Source organism: Kribbella sp. NBC_00889, assembly GCF_045207705.1.
GTDB lineage: Bacteria > Actinomycetota > Actinomycetes > Propionibacteriales > Kribbellaceae > Kribbella.
The window spans coordinates 911,156-930,032 of record NZ_CP108783.1 but is presented as its reverse complement, the minus strand read 5'-3'; the positions used below and the strand labels follow the sequence as shown (position 1 = coordinate 930,032).

Below are 18,877 nucleotides of genomic sequence, written 5' to 3'. Positions count from 1 at the left end.
GCAGGGGTGTAGTGCCCGTGAAGTCTGTCACCGCAAAGGTTCGTTCTAGGGCTCGTCGACCATCGAGGCGTACGAGATCACACCACGACGGATCTGGTCGACGACGGCCCGCGCCGTACCGCGCAGCGGCGTCGGGCCGGCCGCGTCCGCGACCTGCTCGGTCAGATCGATCAGTTGCTTCACCCAACGAACGAAGTCGCCCGCGGCCAGGTCGGACTCGTACAGCACCTCGGCCAGCGACGCACCGGACGCCCATCGGAACGCCGGCCAGCAGAATCCGAGATCCATCGACCGCAGGAAGTCGACCCGCATGTCCCGCTCCAGCGCCGACAGGTCCCGCCAGATCGACCCCATCCGCTCCAGCGCCAGTCGTACGTCGCCGCGCGGCAACCGTGGCGACGTCGGCTCGTCCTTCGACCGCGCCTCGTAGACGAGTGCGGCCAGACACGCGGCCAGCTCCGGGACGGCCAGGTCGTCGAACACTCCTTGCCGAAGGCACTCGGCGGCGACCAGGTCGAGCTCGGTGTAGATCCGGGCTAGTCGATCGCCGGCCTCGGTGGTCTTGTCACCGTCCAGGTAGTGCAGCGCGTCCAGCACCTGGCAGACCCGGTCGAACTGACGGGCGATGGTGTTCGTCCGCTGCTCGATCTTGCGCTGCACCTCGCGGTTCTCCCGGTCGAGCCGGAAGTACCGCTCGGCCCAGCGGGCGTGGTCCTCCCGGTCCGAGCACCCGTGGCACGGATGCGCGCGCAGCTGCGCCCGCATCTCCTGCAACTCCGGATCGTCGGCGTGACTGACGACGTCTCTGCCGCGGGCGCGCGACGGCGGCCCGTCCTCACCGAGCATGTCGGAGCGAGTGCGCAGTACCTGCGCGAGCTCGCGCCGCTGCTGCGGGTTGCGCGGGTTGAACTTCTTCGGGATCCGCAGGCTGCCGATCGCCTCGACCGGGGTCGGGAAGTCGATCATGGACAGCTTGCGGACCTGCCGGTCAAGCGTCAGCACGGTCGGCCGCGGGCCTTCGCGCTCCGACCGCATGCCCGGGTCGAGCACCAGCGCCCAGCCCGCACTCCGGCCGGCCGGGATCCGGATGATGTCGCCGATCCGCAGCTTCTCGATCGACTCCTGCGCCTCGACCCGGCGGTCCAGCTTGCGCCGCTTCGATCCGGAGGCCTCGCGCTCACCGATCCTGCGGCGCAGGTTGGCGTACTCGAGGAAGTCGCCGAGGTGGCAGTCGATGGACTCCTTGTACCCCTCCAGCGCCTCGGTGTTGCGCTGCACCTGGCGGGCCAGACCGACCACGGCCTGGTCGGACTGGAACTGCGCGAACGACAGCTCGAGCATGTCGCGCGCCCGCGTCCGCCCGACCTGGCGGACCAGGTTCACCGCCATGTTGTACGACGGGGAGAACGACGAGCGGAGCGGATACGTACGGGTCGACGCCAGACCGGCGACCGCGCGCGGATCGAACCCGGGCTGCCACAGCACGACCGCATGCCCCTCGACGTCGATGCCGCGGCGACCGGCCCGCCCGGTGAGCTGCGTGTACTCCCCCGGCGTGATGTCGACGTGCGCCTCGCCGTTCCACTTCGAAAGCTTCTCGAGGACGACGGTGCGCGCGGGCATGTTGATGCCCAGGGCAAGCGTCTCGGTGGCGAACACGACCTTGATCAGGCCGCGCGCGAACAACTCTTCGACGACCTCCTTGAACGCGGCCAGCATGCCCGCGTGGTGCGCCGCGATGCCGCGGCTGAGCGCCTCGGAGAAATCGTGGTACCCGAGCACGCCGAGGTCCTCGTCCGGCAGGTCAGCCGTCCGCTCGGCCAGCACCCGCTTGATCTCGTCCCGCTCACTCGGCTTGGTCAGCCGCAGGCCGGACCGCAGGCACTGCAGCATCGCGTCCTCGCAGCCCTTCCGGGAGAAGATGAAGTAGATCGCCGGCAGCAAGGCGCCCGCGTCCAGCTCCTCGACCACATCGGACCGGTACGGCGTGAAGTGCGTCCGGGTCGGCCGGCTCTTCGGGAGATCCCGGCGCCGGCGGGGTTTGCGCGAGTCGTCCCGAAAGATCCGGTTGTCGTCGCGCGCGATCCGGACCAGCTGCGGGTTGACCAGGTCCTTGATGTCGACCTGGTTGGCTTTCGCAGGGTTGCCGGACTTCGCGGGCTTGGGCGCACCGACGCGCGCGGTCGGCGCCTCGCCGGCGAACAGGTCGTGCAGCCGCTTGCCCACCATCACGTGCTGGAACAGCGGCACCGGCCGCTTCTCCTCCAGGACGACGACCGTGTTGCCGCGGACGGTCTCCAGCCAGTCGCCGAACTCCTCCGCGTTGCTCACGGTCGCGGACAGCGACACCACCGAGACCGAGTCGGGCAGGTGGATCAGCACCTCTTCCCACACCGCGCCACGAGCCCGGTCGGCCAGGTAGTGCACTTCGTCCATCACGACGTACGAGAGTCCGAGCAGGGTGGTCGACGCGGCGTACAGCATGTTGCGCAGGACCTCGGTCGTCATCACGACGATCGGCGCCTCGGAGTTGATCGAGTTGTCGCCGGTGAGCAGGCCGACCTTGTCGGAGCCGTAGCGGCTGACCAGGTCGGTGTACTTCTGGTTGCTCAGCGCCTTGATCGGGGTGGTGTAGAAGCACTTCTGCCCGCGCTGCAGGGCCAGATGTACGGCGAACTCGCCGACCAGCGTCTTCCCGGAGCCGGTGGGCGCGGCGACCAGCACCTGGTGGCCGTCCTCGAGGGCGGCACAGGCGCGCAGCTGGAACTCGTCCAGCTCGAAGTCGTAAAGCGCCCTGAACTCCTTCACCGCAGGATGCTCCTGGTCCGAGCGGAAGACAGCATATTTCTCGGACGGGGTGCTCATACCCCCAGGCTATGCGACGCCACCCACAGGAAGGCGCAGGGTCAGGAAATGAGCGGCCCGGTCCAGGGCCTCGTCGGCCTCGTCCATGACGCCGGCCATCAGCGGGTAGACGTGCGGTGCGCCGGCGACGACGTCCAGGCTGACGTCGACGTCGTGCTGCGCCGCGCGGACCGCCAGGCGCAGTGAGTCGTCGAGCAGGACCTCGGCCGATCCGACCTGGATCAGCAGCGGTGGCAGACCGGTCAGATCCGCAAGCAGCGGGCTCGCCAGCTCGTCGCTCGGATCGTGACCGGCGAGGTAATGCTCGGCGTACCCGGCCATGTGTGCACGGCTGAACAGCGGGTCGAGGTCCCCTCGCGCGTCCATGCTCTCGCCGGACAACGTCAGGTCGACCCAGGGCGAGAAGACGGCGGCAGCCACCGGCAGCGGCAGACCTTCACGGCGTGCGGCCACCAAGGTGGCGAGCGCTGCTCCCCCACCAGCCGAATCACCCACGATGACAATTGGCCGCCCACTCCCGAGCAGTTCCTTGTACGCCGCCAACGCGTCGTCGACCGCCGCCGGGAACGGATGCTCCGGCGCGAGCCGGTACTCCAGCGACACCGCAGGCAGACCGGTACGCCGTGCGAGCGGCGCGGCGAGGTTGGCCCCGGTCCGGGCCGAACCGACCACATAACCGCCGCCGTGCAGATAGAGGATCACCGCGTCGCCATCGGCACCCGCGACCTGCACGTCCAGAGCGGGCCGGCCGCCCAGCGTGCGGGGAGTGAGCGTGACGTCGTCGCCCAGCGGACGGTCGGCGAAGATCGCGTCGAAGTCGGCCCGCTCCTGCGCCGGGGTCCGGTCGGGGTCCCGCTTGGTCATCATCGATCGCGCCGCAGCGCGTTGGTCCTGGCTCATCGTCGGTCTCCGTCGCTCAGTGATAGATTCCAGGGAATACAGTTCCTGACAACTACATTCCAAGGAACCTAATTCCCACGAAGCAGGATCTTCCTGTGACTGATCTCACATCATTGTTCACGGACCTGGTCCGGCTGGAGACGCGGCTCTACAACGTCCTCGACGCCCGGCTGAAGACCGAGCACGGCCTGCCGCTCGGCCAGTTCGAGTTCCTGCGCTTCCTGGCGTCCCGCGGTACCGCCCGGGTCTACGACCTGGCGCAGTGGGCCGCGATCACGGTCGGAGCCACCAGCAAGGCCGTCGACCGCCTCGAGGCCGCGGGCCGCTGCCGGCGGATCGCGAACCCGGGCGACCGCCGTTCCTCCCTGATCGAGCTCACCCCCGCCGGCACCGAGATCCTGACCGCGGCGACACCCACTGTCGACGCCGAGCTGGTGACCTGGGTCGGCTCGGTCCTCCCGGCCGAGAACCTCGAGCAGCTCGCCACGATGGTCTCGATGCTCCGCCAGCGCGCGGAGGCCGACCCTCGGACCGACCGCGCCGAGCCCAAGGCGATCCCCGGGAGCTAGGCGGTGCCTCGCGCCGGAAGCATCGTTGCCGGGAGCAACGTCACGGCCGTGAAGAGGAGCACCCACCAGAACGTGTCGGCGAACGCCGCGGCGGGATCGCCGGCGTGGTGGCCGAGACGCGACTGCAGGATCGCAGTCACCACGGCAGCCCCGGCCGAAGCGCCGAGGGTCGTCACCGTGGTGATCAGACTCGTCGCGCTGGGGATGGCCGCTGGGTCCAGACCGTGATAGGCCGCGACCGATACCGGCACGGTGGCCGCCGCGATTCCCATCCCCCAGACCAGCAAGGCGATCGCGAGGACGACGAACGAACTCGTGTCCGTCACCTGCGTGAAGGCGACCGTCGCGACGACGGTGATCCCGACTCCGGCGAGAGCCACGGGCCGGGCGCCGATGCGGTCGGTCAACCTGCCGACGAGAGGCAGGGCAAGCACCGTGCCCAGACTCTGCGGGGCGAGCAGCAGCCCCGCCTCCAGTGCACTGTGACCACGAACCTGCTGGAGGTACAGCGGCATCAGGAGCATCGCGCCGAACACCGAGAAGCGGGACAAGAAGTTCAGCACTGTCGCCACGGTCACCGGACGGTGGCCGAACAGCCTCAGGTCGAGCAAGGGCATCGTCGACCGCAGCGCATGCACCGCGAACGCCGCGAGCAGCAGCAGACCACCGATCGCCGACGGCCACGTCGCCGTACCGCTCAGGGACAGGATGAGGAGTGCGATCGCCGGTGAGACGAGCGCCAGCCCGATCAGATCCAGCCCAGTCGAGCGACGTACGGCGTCGGCCGGAACGGTCCTCCAGGCGAGTGCGATCGCGGTCAGCCCGATCGGCAGGTTGACCAGGAAGATCCACCGCCAGCCGATCGTGTCCACCACCAGGCCACCGAGCGGTGGACCGGCGATCGGCGCGAGCTGGGCGGGAATCGCGACCAGGCTCATCACCCGGCCACGACGGTCGGGACCGGCGGCCTTGGCGAGGATCATCATGGTGAGCGGGATGATCATGCCGCCACCGAGCCCCTGCAGGACGCGGAACGCGATCAGACTGCCCGCCGACCAGGCCGTGGCACACAGCGCCGACCCGGCACAGAAGACAGCCAGCGCCGTCAGCCACATCGCCCGGGCACCGAACCGCTCCACCAGCCGGCCTGTCGTCGGGATCGTGATCGCGATCGACAGCAGGTACGCCGCACTGACCCATTGGACGGTGACCACGGACGCGCCGAAACCGGCGGCGATCCGGGACAGCGCCACGGTCACCATCGTCATGTCGAGCAGCGGGGTGAGAGCTCCGACCATCACCACGCCGCCGAGCTTGAGAATCGATCGATCCAGGGCAACGTCGGTCATCCCCAGCACACTACACCGTGCAGTGTAGTAGCGCTACACTGCACGGTGTAGTCGATCGGGGAGGAGCACCCACGGTGGTCAGGGAAGGGTCGCCGGCCAAACGGGCCGCGATCGTACGCGCGGCGTTGAAGGTCTTCCTCGCCGAGGGCTACGCCCGCGCCGGCGTCGACGCCATCGCCGCCGAGGCCGGTGTCTCCAAGCGCACGATCTACGACTACTACGGCGACAAGGAGCGGCTGTTCCTGGCGGCGATCGCGGAGACGCGCGCGGGCCACGAGAAGGGCTTCGAGGCACTGCTGCAGGAGACCATCGACGACGTCACCGACCTCGAGGACGCACTCTTCCGCTTCGGGCGCGTGTTCGCGACCGAGGTGGCGAAGTCGGCCGAGCGGACCGAGATCCTGCGGCTGATGATCGCCGAGGCGGCCCACTTCCCGCGCTTGCTGGCGGACCGGCCGACCAGGACCGCCCTGGCCGACCGGCTCGAGGCACTGCACCAGCGCGGCCTGCTCGACGTACCGGATCCGGTCGAGGCGGCCGAGTTCCTCGGCGTCCTTGTCACCGGTCCCGTCCAGAACCGGACCTGGTACGGCGCGGTTCCGGTCGATCAGGACGAGATCGATCACCTGGTCCGCAGCGGCGTACGGATCTTCCTGGCCGCCTACGGCAGATGACCGCCGGGCAGGGCGGTCGGGCGGCGGTCGAGGATCAGCCGATGTGGTACGGGGCGCCGTACACCTTCCAGTCGAGTGGGGTGTTCAGGTCGAGGTTCCCGTTGCGGAGCCAGACTCGCTGGGCGGTGTCGACGCGGCTGGTGTCGCTGTGCGCTTCCTCCTGCTTCATCGCCCAGACGCGGGCGTCGAGGAAGGCGTTCAGGTACGTCGTCTCGTTGCCACCCTGCGCCGGCGGCTTGGCCGTCTGCAGCGCGCGACTGCGGATGCCGCCGAAGCTGGTGCCGCCGTTGCCGGGACCGTGCATGACAATCGCGTCGTAGTAGCAGAACTGGCCGAGGGTGCGCAGTCCGTCGGACTTGCCCCGCGACACCGACGGGTTGAAGTAGACCCGGTCACGCTCGTCGTTCTGGCACTGCTGGAACGCGGTGTCATTGGCCGCCGTCTTCCAGTCCTTGGTGAAGTTCGGGTCCAGGCCGTCGTGCGAGTCGCTGCCGTCCACGTCACGCAGGGCGGGCAGGTACTTCTGCAGCACGTTGCCCGGCTTGCGGTCGGCGTACAGCTCGACGAGTTCGAGCATGTCGCCGGTGCCCGAGCAGAATCCGATGATGCCCGCGGTGTAGCCACGGCCGTCGTCGATGTCCTCGATGTAGGTGTACTGCGCCTTCCAGTCCAGCGAGGAGTTCTCCGCGCTGCAGACGATCTGCATCGCGATCCCCTTCTTCGCCGGATCGTCGAGGCCGGTCGCCTGGACCGCGGCGTCGGCGGGCGAGGCGTAGCGGGAGACAAGGGCGGTCGCCGGGGCGGCCGCGAGGGTCAGTCCGAGCAGCAGCGCGGTCCTGCGCGTGGGGCGGGTCTGCATGGTTCCTCCGAGGGGCGTCCGAGGATTACTGTTAGGAAGCTTTCCTATCAGACCAGAGGCAGAGATGAGAACACTTCACTCCGTGAAGATTGTGTCTCAGGCGAAAACGGTCAGTGCACCGGGAGCGATGCCGATGTCGACCGGGAGCGGGCCGAGCACCTCGCCGTCGGCGTACGCCGTGATCCCGGGCGACTCGATCCGGACCGAGCGGCCGCGCGCCGTTCGCAGCATCGGGTGGCCGACGTGGGTGCCCTTGGACAGCTTCGGGAACATCTGCAGCAGGGTGAACCGCGACACCGGCTGGATGATCGTCACGTCGAGCAGTCCGTCGTCGATCTCCGCGCCGGCACAGATCTGCAGTCCCCCGCCGTACGTCGGCCCGGTGCCGACCGCGACCAGCATCGCCTTGGTCTCGATCACCTCGCCGTCGACGGTGACGACGTACTCGAGGGGTTTGAACGTGCGTAGTTCGGCCAGGGTGGCGATCGTGTAGCGAGAGTTGCCCTTCGGCCAGCTCATCGCGTTGGCGCGCCTGTTCACCAGCGAATCGAAGCCGCCGGCCACGACCGTGGTGATGTACTCGTCCTTGGCCACCGCGAGGTCGATCGCGCGGGTCTTGCCGGCCACGATCAGGTCGGCCGCCGCGGCCGGATCCTTCAGTGGTACGCCGATCCCGCGGGCGAAGTCGTTGCCGGTGCCGGCCGGGATCACGCCGAACGGCATCCCGGACTTCGCCAGCACCTGGGCGCCGAGATGGACGGTGCCGTCGCCACCGATCAGCGCGACCGCGTCCGCACCGGACGCGACCACCTCGGCCGAGATCCGGCCGACGTCCTCCGCGCAGGTAGTGGCGTGAACGTCGACGGTGATCCCCGCCGCCGCGAGGCGTTCGCGGACCACCGGAGCCACGCGGGCACCGAGGCCGCGGCCGGAGGTGGGATTCACCACCAGCGCGATCCGTCTGGTCATCAGTCGGCCAGCAGTTCCTCGGCCCTGCGGGCCTTGCGCTTGTCGAGGATCCGCGTGAGCACCTCGGCAATGAAGAACAGCAGACACATGGGGATGGCCAGCAGGCACATCGTGAACGGATCACCTGACGGTGTGGCGACCGCGGCGAAGACGAAGATCACCAGCACGATGTACGGCCGGAACCGGCGCAGCGCGGACGACGGCACCACACCGAGCATGTTCAGCAGCACGACCACGAGTGGGATCAGGAAGGCGACGCCGAACACGATCATCGTGCGCAGCACGAAGTCGAGGTAGTCGGGCAGCTCGACCAGGTTCTGGATGTCGAGTGGGGTGAAGCCCAGCAGGATCTCGATGCCCTTCGGCAGGGTCCAGTACGCGACCCAGATGCCGGCCGCGAACAGCGGAGCGGCGATCCCGGAGAACAGGTAGGCCCACTTACGTTCGTTGCGGTGCAGGCCCGGCGCGATGAACGCCCACAACTGGTAGAGCCAGACCGGCGAAGCAAGGATCAGCCCGAACAGTGCCGAGATCTTGATCCGGAACGTCAGCGCGTTTCCGACGCCGGGGAACGTCAGCTGCGGGGTCTTCACGTTCCCCGCGTCCTTGGCCATCTCGGCGACGCTGGTCAGGAACGGCTTGGTCAGGAACTCGAAGGCCTGGTTGTAGAAGGCCCAGCCGACAATGGTCCCCACCACGATCGCGAGAACGCTGATGAGCAGGCGGTTGCGCAGCTCGATGATGTGCTCGCGCAGGGTCATCCGACCCTCGTCGTCCTTCGGGCGGCGCTCCTTCTTCTCCTTACGCCGCCCGAACTTCACCATTGACACAGCTGGGGCGCTCGGCTCAGTTGGCCGTGTGCGTCGGCGGCAGGCCGTCGCCCGGCGCCTGGCCGTTGACCTGGTTCGGCTGCTGCGCCGGCTGGGCCTGCGGGGCCGCCTGCTGTGTCGGAGCCTGGGCGGACTCGTTGCTGCCCTCGGTCAGCTCCGAGTCCTTCTTCTTCGGGCCGACCTCCTCTTCCCAGATCTTCTTCGACTTGCCGAGCTGCTTGACCAGCGCCGGCAGCTTGGCCGATCCGAACAGCAGCACGACGATCGCGAGGATGACGAGCCACTCCGCGCCCTGCGGCATACCGATGAGCGGTGCTGCCATGTCGATCTCCCTTTCACACACACTTGCCTGGTGGCTCAACGCTGAGTCGTGGGCCGAATACTACGCCGGGGCGTGCTCGCCCCGATGGGTCTGTCCGGACCCGGCCGCGGACTGCGCTGCCTCCAGCTTGGACTGGGCGGCGACCAACTCACGCGTCAGCGCCTTGGCCTGGCCCCATACCTTCTTCGCAAGCAGAGCGAGGACGGATAGCCACACCGCCACGACTGCGAGAAAGAGCAGGAACCAGTACATACCCAGGAGCCTAGCCGGTTCCCGGGCATCGCCCACGCCCCGCGTGGCGTCTCGGCGGACAACGGTGTCGGAACGTGATGGTAAAACCGAGTGTCTCCAGCGGGACATGGCCCGGGCCCGGCGAGTGGGCAGGGTCCGCGGGGACGAGGCTGCGGTACGGCGAGACGAGGGGGCGGTTGATGGTGCGGATCGGGGTCGAGGAGCGGCGGACCCGGCTGGGCCGGCGGCACCGGCTGCTGTCTTCCTGCCACGCGGCGGATCCGGTGGAAGCTGCGGCAGCGATGGTCGCCTTGCACGCCACCGATCCGGCGACCGTGCACCTGTCTGTGGCCGCTCGCGTACCAGGAAGTGACGTGCTGGGCACGGAGCGTGCACTGTACGACGACCGCACGCTGATCCGGATGCTCGGCATGCGCCGGACCGTGTTCGTCGTACCGACGCCGTTCGCGCCGATCGTCCAGGCGGCGTGCACCGACGACATCGCGGTCAAGCAGCGGAAGCTGCTGGTCAAGCACCTGACCGAGTCCGGGGTCGGCCCCGACGCGGACGCGTCCGAGAAGTGGTTGCGGGCGGTCGAAGAGTCAGCCGCGACCGCGCTGACACTGCGCAGATCGGCGACGGCACAGGAGCTGTCCGCTGACGAGCCGCGGCTGCGGACCCGGCTCAACCTGGCGGTCGGCAAGGCGTACGCCGCTCAGCCGTATGTGACGAGCCGCGTGTTGTTCCAACTGTCGGCCGAGGGGCGGATAGTGCGCGGACGGCCGCTGGGGACGTGGCTGAGCGGTCAGCACCATTGGTCGCCGGCGGAGGACTGGCTGCCTGGCGGACTCGGCGACAAGCCCCCGGCCGAGGAGGCCCGGGTGACGCTGGCGCGGGCGTGGCTGTCGACGTTCGGACCGGGAACGGCGGCGGACTTGCAGTGGTGGAGTGGGTGGACGGCCGGCCAGACGAAGAAGGCGCTGACCGCGGTCGAGGCGGTCGCGGTGGATCTGGACGGCCAGGTCGGGTACGTGCTGCCCGGCGACGAGGCGCCTGAGGTGCCGGTGGAGCCGTGGGTCGCGTTCCTGCCCACGCTGGACCCGACACCGATGGGCTGGAAGGACCGCGACTGGTACCTCGGCGAGCACAAGGCGAAGCTCTTCGACAACACCGGCAACATCGGCCCGACCATCTGGGCGGACGGCCGCATCGTCGGCGGCTGGGGACAGCCCGAGTCAGGCGAGGTCCGCTTCCAGCTCCTCGAGGACGTCGGCCGCGAAACCACCCAACTGATCGAAGCCGAAGCCGCCCGCTGGACCACCTGGCTCTCCGGCGTCCGAGTCACCCCACGCTTCCGAGCTCCGTTGGAAAAACAGCTGAGCCAGAACTGACCCGCCCCGCTGTCCCCAGCCCTCCCCCGGCCCCGCTGTCCCCGGCCCTGCTATCCCACCCCAGCCCTCCCCCGGCGCGGCTGTCCCCCTGGCCTCCCGGCTCCGGCTCACCTTCTCTCACCGCGGTGCATTTGAACGGACAACCCCTGAAGTTGCCGCTTGTCCGGTCGTAATTCGACGGGAGAACGGGCAACCCGAGGGGATATCCGCTCAAATGCCCGCACGCGCGGCGGGGACGCTGCCCGGGCTCGGGCGGGGCGCGGGGGTGGAGGTGTCGTCGTACGCGGCGAGCTCACGCTCAGCATCCGGTGCCTGGCCGCATCTGGGGGATACCCCGACTTTCTGGCGATGCTGGCCGGTCGAAGCGAGATCGGGGAGTTCTGCCTGCCGAATCCGGTACACCGCGCTCCCCGGTCCGGCCCTGCAGCTGTTGATGTGCAGATGGACAGGTAGTGCACCGGCGAAACACTGTACGCGCGAGGCGTTTCAGCTCAGGTGCACTGCGGGCTGCTTGACACTTCCTGTCCGAATGCACAGTCCGCCCTCCCGGTGCCTCCTCCGGACGCGCTCACACGACCACGCGCGGAGGGAGAGGGGATCTCCCCTCGGGTTAGGCCCGCTCCCCTTCCATACGAACGGAGAAGGCACCGTTTGAGGGGACATTCCCTCAAACGCACTCGGGCAGGCCGGGGACGGGCGGGGTGGGGCGGGTGGCTGGGGTGGGCTAGTCGTCGTAGGCCGCGAGGGCTTCTCGGGCTGTGGCGGCTATCTGGGTGGTGAGATCGGGTGGGTCGAGGACTGTGGCGGCGCCACCCAGGCGGAGGACGAGGCGCTGGAGCCAACCGGTGTCGGCGACGCGGAGCTTGACGATCAGGGAGTTGCCGGGACCCTCTTCGACGGACTCGTTGGGGTAGTACTCGGCGACCCAGCGGGCCGGCGGGTCCAGCTTCACCGTCGCCAGCAGGTCGCGCTCGGACGGCTGGAACATCCCGTTGGACAGGTCACGTGGCGTCGCCTCGGGCGGCGGTTCGCTCGGCAGGTCCAGCAGCTTCACAGCCGCGATCCGGTCGAGGCGGAACAGCCGCACATCCTCGGCCAGCCGGCACCACGCCTCGAGGTACGTACGCCCCTCCGAGACGACCAGGCGCATCGGGTCCACGTCCCGCTCGGTGGTCTCGTCCCGCGACGGTACGTCGTACGTGAGGTGCAGGCGGCGCTTCCCGGCCAGGGCGCGGTTCACGGTGTCGGCGATCCCCGGGTCGGCCGGCTCGACGTGCACATGAGCGGCCGCGCCCTCGCTCGCCGCCGCAGCCTCGCCGGCAGCGCGCTCCAGCTTGCCGATCGCGCGGTCGACCGCGTCCCGGTCGTTTCCGGCCGTCACCTCACGCAACGTCCGCAGCGCAGTCAGCAGCGCCAGCGCCTCGTCCGCGGCCAGCCGCAGCGGGCGAGCCAGGTAGTCGGCGTTGTTGATGTGGATGACGCCGTCGCCCTCGGCGGCCTCGATGTCGATCTCGATCAGATCGCCCATCTGCGCGCCGGGCAGACCGCAGAACCACAGCACCTTCAGGTCCGCGATGATCTGCTTCGGCCGTACGCCGAACTCCTTCGCGACATCGTCGACTCGGGCGCCGTCGTTCTCCCGCAGATAAGGCACCAACGCCAGCAACCGCTGCACCTGATCCCGAGCATTACTCATCCGCCCGCCACCGTCCGCAGCCTCCACAAGACGCCGTCCAGCACGTCTCCAGGGCCTTCGACGACCGCGTCCGGGCCGTACGACGCGATCTCCTCGGCGAGCACGCCGGAGTCGGCGTACGGGACGTGCAGCAGGTCCCAGCCCTCCTCGTACGGCTCGATGGCGTTGGCGCGGCGGCGCAGGCTGACACAGGAGCCGGTGCGGGCGCGGACCTTCGCCTCCGACGTCGGACGCGGCGGACCCAGCTCGGACACCAGTGAACGCAGGTCGGTGCCCTCGGGCACGGTGAACGCGCGCGGCTCGCCGACCGTCTTCACATCCCCGCCGATCCGGGACAGCCGGAACATCCGGGTCGCCTGACGGTCGCGATCCCGGCCGACGACGTACCAGCGGCCGTGCCAGGAGACGATCCCCCACGGCTCCAGGGTCCGGGTGGTCGGCTCCGAGGCGCCGCTGCGGAGGTGCTGGAAGCGCACCACGGTCCGGCTCACGACCGCCGACCAGAGTGGGTCGAAGGCCGGCTCGGACGCGCCGACGTGCGGCTCGATCGCGCTCAGCGCGGACTGGTCGGTCTGGATCCCGGCGGCCTTCAGCTTCAGCACCGCGGAGGTCGTCGCCTCGGCCAGGCTGGCGTGCTGCCAGACGCGGGCGGCAACGCCGAGTACGGCGGCCTCGTCCGGCTCCAGGTGGACCTCGGGCAGTTCGAACACGTCCCGGCGGATCCGGTAGCCGACCTCGTCGGAGAAGAACTTGTCGATCGTGCCCATCTCGATCGGGATGCCGAGGTCGCGCAGTTCGTCCTTGTCCCGCTCGAACATCTTCTCGAAGGCGTCGTCGGTCTGGCCCGCGTACCCCTCGACGACCTCGCGGATGCGTTCCTTGGTCACGTAGGTGCGCGCGACCAGCAGGCAGATGACCACATTGAGCAGTCGCTCACTCTTGCGCGCCGACACCCGACCACCTTACGGCCTGAGAGCGTCAAATCCCGCCCTCCCGCACCGAAATCTTCGAACACCGGTTCGACCCGATACTCTCGCCCTGTGATTCGGTGGCGGGACGGACAGGTCGTGCAGATCGGACGAGCCTGGGCAGGTGCGGTCGAACTGACGGTAGCCGTGGGCGAACAGACCGTGCGCGCCCTGGCCTATCCAGAGCTGGTCGGTACGCCGGAGCCCGGCGACCGGGTGCTGCTCAACGTCGGCGCGCTCGACAAGGGCCTCGGAACGGGCGGCTACGCGCTGGTGGTCGCCGTACCGGACCGGCTGCCGGCCGACCCCCCAGAGCGCGGTCACCTGGTGAAGGCCCGGTACACGCCGCTGCAGACCATGGTGCTCGGCGCGGACGAGCAGGACTCACCGGACCACGACGTACTGCGTGACGCCGACGACCTGTTCGGTACGCCGGTCGTGGTGGCGGACCTGCATTCGGCGCTGCCCGCCGTACTGGCCGGGGTGTACGAGGCACGGCCGACCACGCGGGTCGTGTACGTGATGACGGACGGTGGGGCGTTGCCACTCGCCTTCTCGCGCACTGTGGCGTCGCTGCGGGACAGCCGGTGGCTGGGTGGGACTGTCACGGTCGGACAGGCGTACGGCGGCGATCGGGAGGCGGTCACGGTGCACACCGGTCTGCTGACCGCCGTACACGTGCTGGCGGCAGAGCTCGTCGTACTGACGCAGGGGCCGGGCAACCTCGGGACCGGGACTCGCTGGGGGTTCTCCGGTGTGCAGTCCGGTGAGGCGGTCAACGCGATCGGGACGCTCCACGGGCGGGCGGTGGCGTCCCTGCGGATCTCTGAGGCGGACCCGCGGCCACGGCACCGGGGGATCTCACACCACAGCCTGACGGCGTACGGCCGCGTCGCCCTGCAGCCGGCGGACGTCGTCGTACCCGATCTGCCCGGTGACTTCGGGGACGCCGTACGGGACGCAGCCGAGCCGCTGAAGGCCCGGCACCGGGTCGTGCGGGTCGGACTGGACGGCCTGTACGACGCTCTGCGGGCCGCACCGGTCAAGTTGTCGACGATGGGACGGGACCTCGACGGCGACCGCGCGTACTTCGAGGCAGCGGCGGCGGCTGGGCGGCACGCAGCGGGTCTGGTAGACGTTCCACCACCTGGAGTGGGGTCTCAGTACTCCTGATCCGGGCGGCTGCGGCGGCCACGCTGGAAGCATGGCAATCATCGCTGCTCCCGAAGCCCCGCTGACCGCTCGGTGGGCCACTCTGCTGTGGCTGCTCGCGGTCGGTGCCGGGGTTGCGGAATCGGTGGTCGGAGTCGCCGGGGCGATCGCAGATGGTGTGTCACCGTCGGCCCTGGTGATGCAGATCGCCGTCCGCAGCCTCATCTACGGCGCACTGTTCGTCGTCATCGACCGATTCTTCCGCCACGGTGTCCCCTGGTCGCGCTACCTCCTGGCCGGCCTGCTGGGCACGGTCGGTATCGCGTCTCTCGTCTATGGACCGGTGACCTGGCTGCTCGACGGCGGAGACTTCACGACGCTGCAGTGGTCTGTGGAGTTCGTGGCCTCAGTTGCGGTGCGCAGTGTGCACATCACCGCGGTGGTGACTGCGCTGGCGCTGACCTTCCACCCCGACACAACCCGCTGGTTCCGCCGCTGAACGCACCAAGGGCCGGTCCCCACCTGGGGAGACCGGCCATTGGGGTAAGCGACTACTGGCCCTGCTGCTTCGGAGCCGGGAACGCGTTCAGTACGTCGATCACCGCGAAGGCGGAGATGGACTTGCCGGAGGCGTCCTTCGACGGGGGCAGCTCGACCAGGACGCGGCTGCCGATCGGCATACCGGCCAGGCCGTCGACCGGACCGGCCTGACCGTTCGGGCCGGGTCCGACCTGGAGCTGGTCGGTCGGGGCCGGCGGCTGCGCCGGCGAGGTCTGGGTGGCGGGCTGGCCGTCCCAGGTGCTGGCCTGCTTCTTGCCGGCGTAGTCGAAGACGGCGTACCGGGTGATCAGCTGGCTGCCCTTCTCGATCGGCTTGCCCTTGCCGAGCGCGATCACAACCGGCTTGCCCGGCTTGGCCGGCGCCTTGAAGCCGGCCGGGACGGTCGCCTTCGGCTCCGCGTTCAGTCCGCCGGTGATCTTGATCTTGGTCGCCGCCGAGGTGGCCGGCGTCGCGTCCAGCGGGGTGTCGTTCCCGGCCGCGCCGACCAGGTCGACGACGAAGATCAGCGTGTCGTCGCCCTTGATCCCGGCCTGCTCGTTGCCCTGCTCCTTGTAGCCCTTGTCGGACGGGATGGACAGCATCACCCGGCTGCCGATCTTCTTCCCGACCAGACCCTCGTCCCAGCCGCCGATCACGCCGCCGACCCCGATCGGGAACGACGACGGCGCACCGCGGTCGTAGGAGTTGTCGAACACCTTGCCGTCGCGCCAGATCTGACCGAGGTAGTTCGCGGTGAGCAACTCGCCCTTCTTGACCTCGGGACCGTCGCCCTCCTTGAGGACCTGGGTCACCAGGCTCTTCTCCGGGTCACCCTCGCGATGGGTGACGGTCGGCTTCTGGCCGAAGTCAGACGTCACCTTGATCCCGCCCGCCCCGAACTCGGGCTTATCCGATCCGCAGGCCACCAGGGAGGACCCCAGTACCGCCACAACGACCAGACTCAACAACTTGCGCACGAAACCAGCACCTCGAAACATCCCGGCGCGCTCCGCGCCGCTCGACACACAGGGGGCAACAACGCGGCCAACCCTAGCCTGCGCGACCAACCCCGCCACCGCCCGGCCGCGTCACCGTTCGGTCACGCCACGCACAGTCACCCGGCCCAGCGACGTACCTGACCTGCGACTACATGCTGGCGATGAGTTTCTCGACGCGCTCGTCGTGGGACTTGAACGGGTCCTTGCAGAGCACGGTGCGCTGGGCCTGGTCGTTGAGCTTCAGGTGCACCCAGTCGACGGTGAAGTCGCGGCGGCGCTCCTGCGCACGCTTGATGAACTCGCCGCGCAGCCGAGCCCGGGTGGTCTGCGGCGGCACCGACTTCGCCTCGAAGACGCGCAGGTCGTCGACGACCCGGGTGACCGCGCCCTTGCGCTCGAGCAGGTAGTACAGCCCGCGCGGCCGGTGGATGTCGTGGTAGGCCAGGTCGAGCTGGGCGACCCGCGGGCTGGCCAGGCCGAGGTTGTTCTGCTGGCGGTAGCGCTCGATCAGGCGGTACTTGATCACCCAGTCGATCTCGCGCTCGATCCCGCTCAGGTCGCCGGACTCGATCGCCTTCAGCGTCCGCTCCCACAGCGACAGCGCCCGCTCGACCGCCGGCGTCCCGAGCTCGCGGCGGTCGACGAAGTCGCGCGCCTTGGTCAGGTACTCCCCCTGGATGTCGAGGGCACTGGCCTCGCGCCCGTTCGCCAGCCGGACCTCGCGGCGGCCGGTCATGTCGTGGCTGATCTCGCGGATCGCGCGGATCGGGTTGTCCAGGGTGAGGTCGCGCATCACGATGCCGGCCTCGATCATCCGCAGTACCAGGTCGGTGCTCGCGACCTTGAGCAGCATCGTGGTCTCGGACATGTTCGAGTCGCCGACGATCACGTGCAGCCGGCGGAACCGCTCGGCGTCCGCGTGCGGCTCGTCGCGGGTGTTGATGATCGGCCGGGACCGGGTGGTCGCGCTGGAGACACCCTCCCAGATGTGCTCGGCCCGCTGTGACACCGAGTAGACCGCGCCGCGCGGCGTCTGCAGCACCTTGCCGGCACCGCAGATCAGCTGCCGGGTGACCAGGAACGGGATCAATACGTCGGCCAGCTTGGCGAAGTCGCCGTGCCGGCTGACCAGGTAGTTCTCGTGGCAGCCGTAGCTGTTGCCGGCCGAGTCGGTGTTGTTCTTGAACAGGTAGACGTCGCCGAAGATGCCCTCGTCGTGCAGCCGCTTCTGCGCGTCCACGAGCAGACCCTCGAGGATCCGCTCACCGGCCTTGTCGTGCGCGATCAGGTCGGTGACCGAGTCGCACTCGCCGGTCGCGTACTCCGGGTGGGAGCCCACGTCGAGATAGAGCCGCGCCCCGTTGCGGAGGAACACGTTGCTGCTCCGCCCCCAGGACACGACGCGCCGAAACAGGTACCGCGCCACCTCGTCGGGGGTCAGTCGGCGCTGACCGCGAAAGGTACAGGTGACGCCGTACTCGTTCTCCAGACCGAAGATTCGCCGGTTCACACACCCCACAGTACGGTGCCGCTCCGACAACCGGGCCATGTCTCAGGCGCGCCGTTCCCCGGCGTTACCCCTTTGATGTCAACCAGCGCGGGCCGAACGGACGTACGCACCTGACTTTCCGCAAGCGACTGGCATCGGGGCAGGTAGGAATTTCCTGGGATAGAGAGATGAAGCGGGCGTGCCGGGCCAGGCGAGTGCGGCGCCACCGGCGCTGGCCGGGGGCTGCACGCTGAAGGTCGGGCCAACTGGTGGATCAGGTCTACAAGCGGAAGATCGGCGGCGGGCGGCCGGCGGAGCCGGGACTGCCGCTGCCCACTGGCTTGGGCAGCGGCTGTCTGTTGTGTCTGAGCTCGTGGCTAGCATCCGGTGGGTGACGGACGTGCGGGCGTACGTCGAGTCCGGCGTACAGCTGGCGATGGACGACGGGACAGCCGCGTGGGTCTTCGAGCCCGAGCGGTGGGGGCGCTGCGGGCAGGGCGCCGACGAAGCTGCGGCGCTCCGCGATCTTGGTGCGGAGCTCGGAGCCGACCTGCGGTGTGTGGTGGTGGAGCGGGTGGTGGGTGACGAGCAGGCGTTCGAGCGGGATCTTGTTCCTGCGGCGGGCGCCGAACGGGCCGCGACGTTGAAGCTTCTCGAGGAGAGCCGGCGGGAGACGGCTGCGCTGATCTCGTCCTGCTCCCCAGCGATGCTCGACTTCGATGATGCTGATCGGGTGCTGCTGTCGTTCGCCGGGTGGCGGACGGTGCGGCAGCTCGCCTGGCACATCGTCGACACCGAGAGCCGGTACTACCTCCCGTCGGTCGGTCTGCCCTACCGGGAGCCGTTGGAGAACTTGGCTGACGAGTTGGAGCAGTCAGCTGAGCATGTCCGCCGTACCGTCGCCACGATGCCGGCGGACCTGGTACGACGGGTCGACGGCGAGGTGTGGACGACAGTGAAGGTCCTCCGCCGCCTCGCCTGGCACGAGCGGTCGGAACTACGCACGCTCCGCCGCCTGGTCGCCCTCGCTCTGCGCTAGCTAGCGCGATCTTCGGAAACAAAGTTGCACCCAGCG

General features: G+C 69.1%; 18 protein-coding genes. 6 read left to right on the top strand and 12 right to left on the bottom strand.

Annotation, left to right across the window (positions count from 1 at the left end; all coding sequences use genetic code 11):
• Positions 1–45: 45 nt before the first annotated feature.
• Entirely contained in the window at positions 46–2,865 is a 2,820-nt protein-coding gene (locus OG817_RS04695) for a DEAD/DEAH box helicase (protein WP_406052383.1), read from the bottom strand.
• A gap of 9 nt (positions 2,866–2,874) precedes the next feature.
• On the bottom strand, positions 2,875–3,765 hold the full coding sequence (locus tag OG817_RS04690) for an alpha/beta hydrolase (protein WP_406052382.1): 891 nt from the start codon (positions 3,763–3,765) through the stop codon (positions 2,875–2,877).
• Positions 3,766–3,860: 95 nt separating this feature from the next.
• On the opposite strand from OG817_RS04690, the gene OG817_RS04685 reads away from it, so the two are divergent.
• Positions 3,861–4,334, top strand: coding sequence for a MarR family winged helix-turn-helix transcriptional regulator (locus OG817_RS04685; RefSeq protein ID WP_406052381.1), 474 nt, complete (start codon positions 3,861–3,863; stop codon positions 4,332–4,334).
• On the opposite strand, the gene OG817_RS04680 is transcribed toward OG817_RS04685, so the two are convergent.
• Positions 4,331–5,683: a DHA2 family efflux MFS transporter permease subunit gene (locus tag OG817_RS04680; protein ID WP_406052379.1), complete on the bottom strand. Its 1,353-nt coding sequence runs from the start codon at positions 5,681–5,683 to the stop codon at positions 4,331–4,333. The two genes, OG817_RS04685 and OG817_RS04680, sit on opposite strands and share 4 nt — an antisense overlap.
• 74 nt (positions 5,684–5,757) lie before the next feature.
• Here OG817_RS04680 and OG817_RS04675 point away from each other — a divergent pair, with 74 nt between their 5' ends.
• On the top strand, positions 5,758–6,357 hold the full coding sequence (locus OG817_RS04675; RefSeq protein WP_406052378.1) for a TetR/AcrR family transcriptional regulator: 600 nt from the start codon (positions 5,758–5,760) through the stop codon (positions 6,355–6,357).
• Between the two features lie 34 nt (positions 6,358–6,391).
• Here the strand turns inward: OG817_RS04675 and OG817_RS04670 are convergent, their stop codons facing one another.
• The 5 genes from OG817_RS04670 to OG817_RS04650 form a co-directional block, all read right to left on the bottom strand.
• The gene (locus tag OG817_RS04670) at positions 6,392–7,216 is read right to left on the bottom strand and encodes a chitosanase (RefSeq protein ID WP_406052377.1); all 825 of its coding nucleotides are present in this window, start codon (positions 7,214–7,216) and stop codon (positions 6,392–6,394) included.
• 96 nt (positions 7,217–7,312) lie between these two features.
• Entirely contained in the window at positions 7,313–8,185 is an 873-nt protein-coding gene (locus OG817_RS04665; RefSeq protein ID WP_396393723.1) for a diacylglycerol/lipid kinase family protein, read from the bottom strand.
• Positions 8,185–9,009: a twin-arginine translocase subunit TatC gene (gene tatC / locus OG817_RS04660; RefSeq protein ID WP_406052375.1), complete on the bottom strand. Its 825-nt coding sequence runs from the start codon at positions 9,007–9,009 to the stop codon at positions 8,185–8,187. Before tatC ends, OG817_RS04665 begins: the two co-directional genes overlap by 1 nt.
• Before the next feature lie 22 nt (positions 9,010–9,031).
• A complete protein-coding gene (locus OG817_RS04655) occupies positions 9,032–9,337 on the bottom strand; it encodes a twin-arginine translocase TatA/TatE family subunit (protein WP_396393721.1) in 306 nt (101 codons plus the stop codon).
• 60 nt (positions 9,338–9,397) lie between these two features.
• Positions 9,398–9,589 carry a hypothetical protein gene (locus OG817_RS04650; protein ID WP_131356273.1) on the bottom strand — a complete coding sequence of 64 codons (192 nt, stop codon included), beginning with the start codon at positions 9,587–9,589 and terminating at the stop codon, positions 9,398–9,400.
• Positions 9,590–9,768: 179 nt separating this feature from the next.
• On the opposite strand from OG817_RS04650, the gene OG817_RS04645 reads away from it, so the two are divergent.
• Positions 9,769–10,959 carry a winged helix DNA-binding domain-containing protein gene (locus OG817_RS04645; RefSeq protein ID WP_406052373.1) on the top strand — a complete coding sequence of 397 codons (1,191 nt, stop codon included), beginning with the start codon at positions 9,769–9,771 and terminating at the stop codon, positions 10,957–10,959.
• Between the two features lie 724 nt (positions 10,960–11,683).
• On the opposite strand, the gene OG817_RS04640 is transcribed toward OG817_RS04645, so the two are convergent.
• The gene (locus tag OG817_RS04640) at positions 11,684–12,655 is read right to left on the bottom strand and encodes a helix-turn-helix transcriptional regulator (RefSeq protein WP_396393719.1); all 972 of its coding nucleotides are present in this window, start codon (positions 12,653–12,655) and stop codon (positions 11,684–11,686) included.
• On the bottom strand, positions 12,652–13,608 hold the full coding sequence (locus tag OG817_RS04635) for a helix-turn-helix transcriptional regulator (RefSeq protein WP_396393718.1): 957 nt from the start codon (positions 13,606–13,608) through the stop codon (positions 12,652–12,654). Before OG817_RS04635 ends, OG817_RS04640 begins: the two co-directional genes overlap by 4 nt.
• Before the next feature lie 87 nt (positions 13,609–13,695).
• On the opposite strand from OG817_RS04635, the gene OG817_RS04630 reads away from it, so the two are divergent.
• Together OG817_RS04630 and OG817_RS04625 are read left to right on the top strand one after the other, a co-directional pair.
• Positions 13,696–14,796: a DUF3866 family protein gene (locus OG817_RS04630; RefSeq protein ID WP_406052372.1), complete on the top strand. Its 1,101-nt coding sequence runs from the start codon at positions 13,696–13,698 to the stop codon at positions 14,794–14,796.
• 31 nt (positions 14,797–14,827) lie between these two features.
• A complete protein-coding gene (locus OG817_RS04625; protein WP_406052370.1) occupies positions 14,828–15,274 on the top strand; it encodes a hypothetical protein in 447 nt (148 codons plus the stop codon).
• Positions 15,275–15,326: 52 nt separating this feature from the next.
• Here OG817_RS04625 and OG817_RS04620 read toward each other — a convergent pair whose 3' ends face one another.
• Positions 15,327–16,292: an FKBP-type peptidyl-prolyl cis-trans isomerase gene (locus OG817_RS04620; protein WP_396393715.1), complete on the bottom strand. Its 966-nt coding sequence runs from the start codon at positions 16,290–16,292 to the stop codon at positions 15,327–15,329.
• A gap of 169 nt (positions 16,293–16,461) precedes the next feature.
• Positions 16,462–17,823, bottom strand: coding sequence for a Pup--protein ligase (gene pafA / locus OG817_RS04615; RefSeq protein WP_112239386.1), 1,362 nt, complete (start codon positions 17,821–17,823; stop codon positions 16,462–16,464).
• A gap of 370 nt (positions 17,824–18,193) precedes the next feature.
• Between pafA and OG817_RS04610 the strand changes: the two genes are divergently transcribed.
• A complete protein-coding gene (locus tag OG817_RS04610; RefSeq protein WP_406052369.1) occupies positions 18,194–18,841 on the top strand; it encodes a DinB family protein in 648 nt (215 codons plus the stop codon).
• The last annotated feature ends 36 nt before the right edge of the window (positions 18,842–18,877 follow it).

Coding starts and splice junctions, on each gene's coding strand:
- OG817_RS04695 (WP_406052383.1), bottom strand. CDS start 2,865: ATGAGCACCCCGTCCGAGAAATATGCTGTCTTCCGCTCGGACCAGGAG.
- OG817_RS04690 (WP_406052382.1), bottom strand. CDS start 3,765: ATGAGCCAGGACCAACGCGCTGCGGCGCGATCGATGATGACCAAGCGG.
- OG817_RS04680 (WP_406052379.1), bottom strand. CDS start 5,683: ATGACCGACGTTGCCCTGGATCGATCGATTCTCAAGCTCGGCGGCGTG.
- OG817_RS04670 (WP_406052377.1), bottom strand. CDS start 7,216: ATGCAGACCCGCCCCACGCGCAGGACCGCGCTGCTGCTCGGACTGACC.
- OG817_RS04665 (WP_396393723.1), bottom strand. CDS start 8,185: ATGACCAGACGGATCGCGCTGGTGGTGAATCCCACCTCCGGCCGCGGC.
- tatC (WP_406052375.1), bottom strand. CDS start 9,009: ATGGTGAAGTTCGGGCGGCGTAAGGAGAAGAAGGAGCGCCGCCCGAAG.
- OG817_RS04655 (WP_396393721.1), bottom strand. CDS start 9,337: ATGGCAGCACCGCTCATCGGTATGCCGCAGGGCGCGGAGTGGCTCGTC.
- OG817_RS04650 (WP_131356273.1), bottom strand. CDS start 9,589: ATGTACTGGTTCCTGCTCTTTCTCGCAGTCGTGGCGGTGTGGCTATCC.
- OG817_RS04645 (WP_406052373.1), top strand. CDS start 9,769: ATGGTGCGGATCGGGGTCGAGGAGCGGCGGACCCGGCTGGGCCGGCGG.
- OG817_RS04640 (WP_396393719.1), bottom strand. CDS start 12,655: ATGAGTAATGCTCGGGATCAGGTGCAGCGGTTGCTGGCGTTGGTGCCT.
- OG817_RS04625 (WP_406052370.1), top strand. CDS start 14,828: ATGGCAATCATCGCTGCTCCCGAAGCCCCGCTGACCGCTCGGTGGGCC.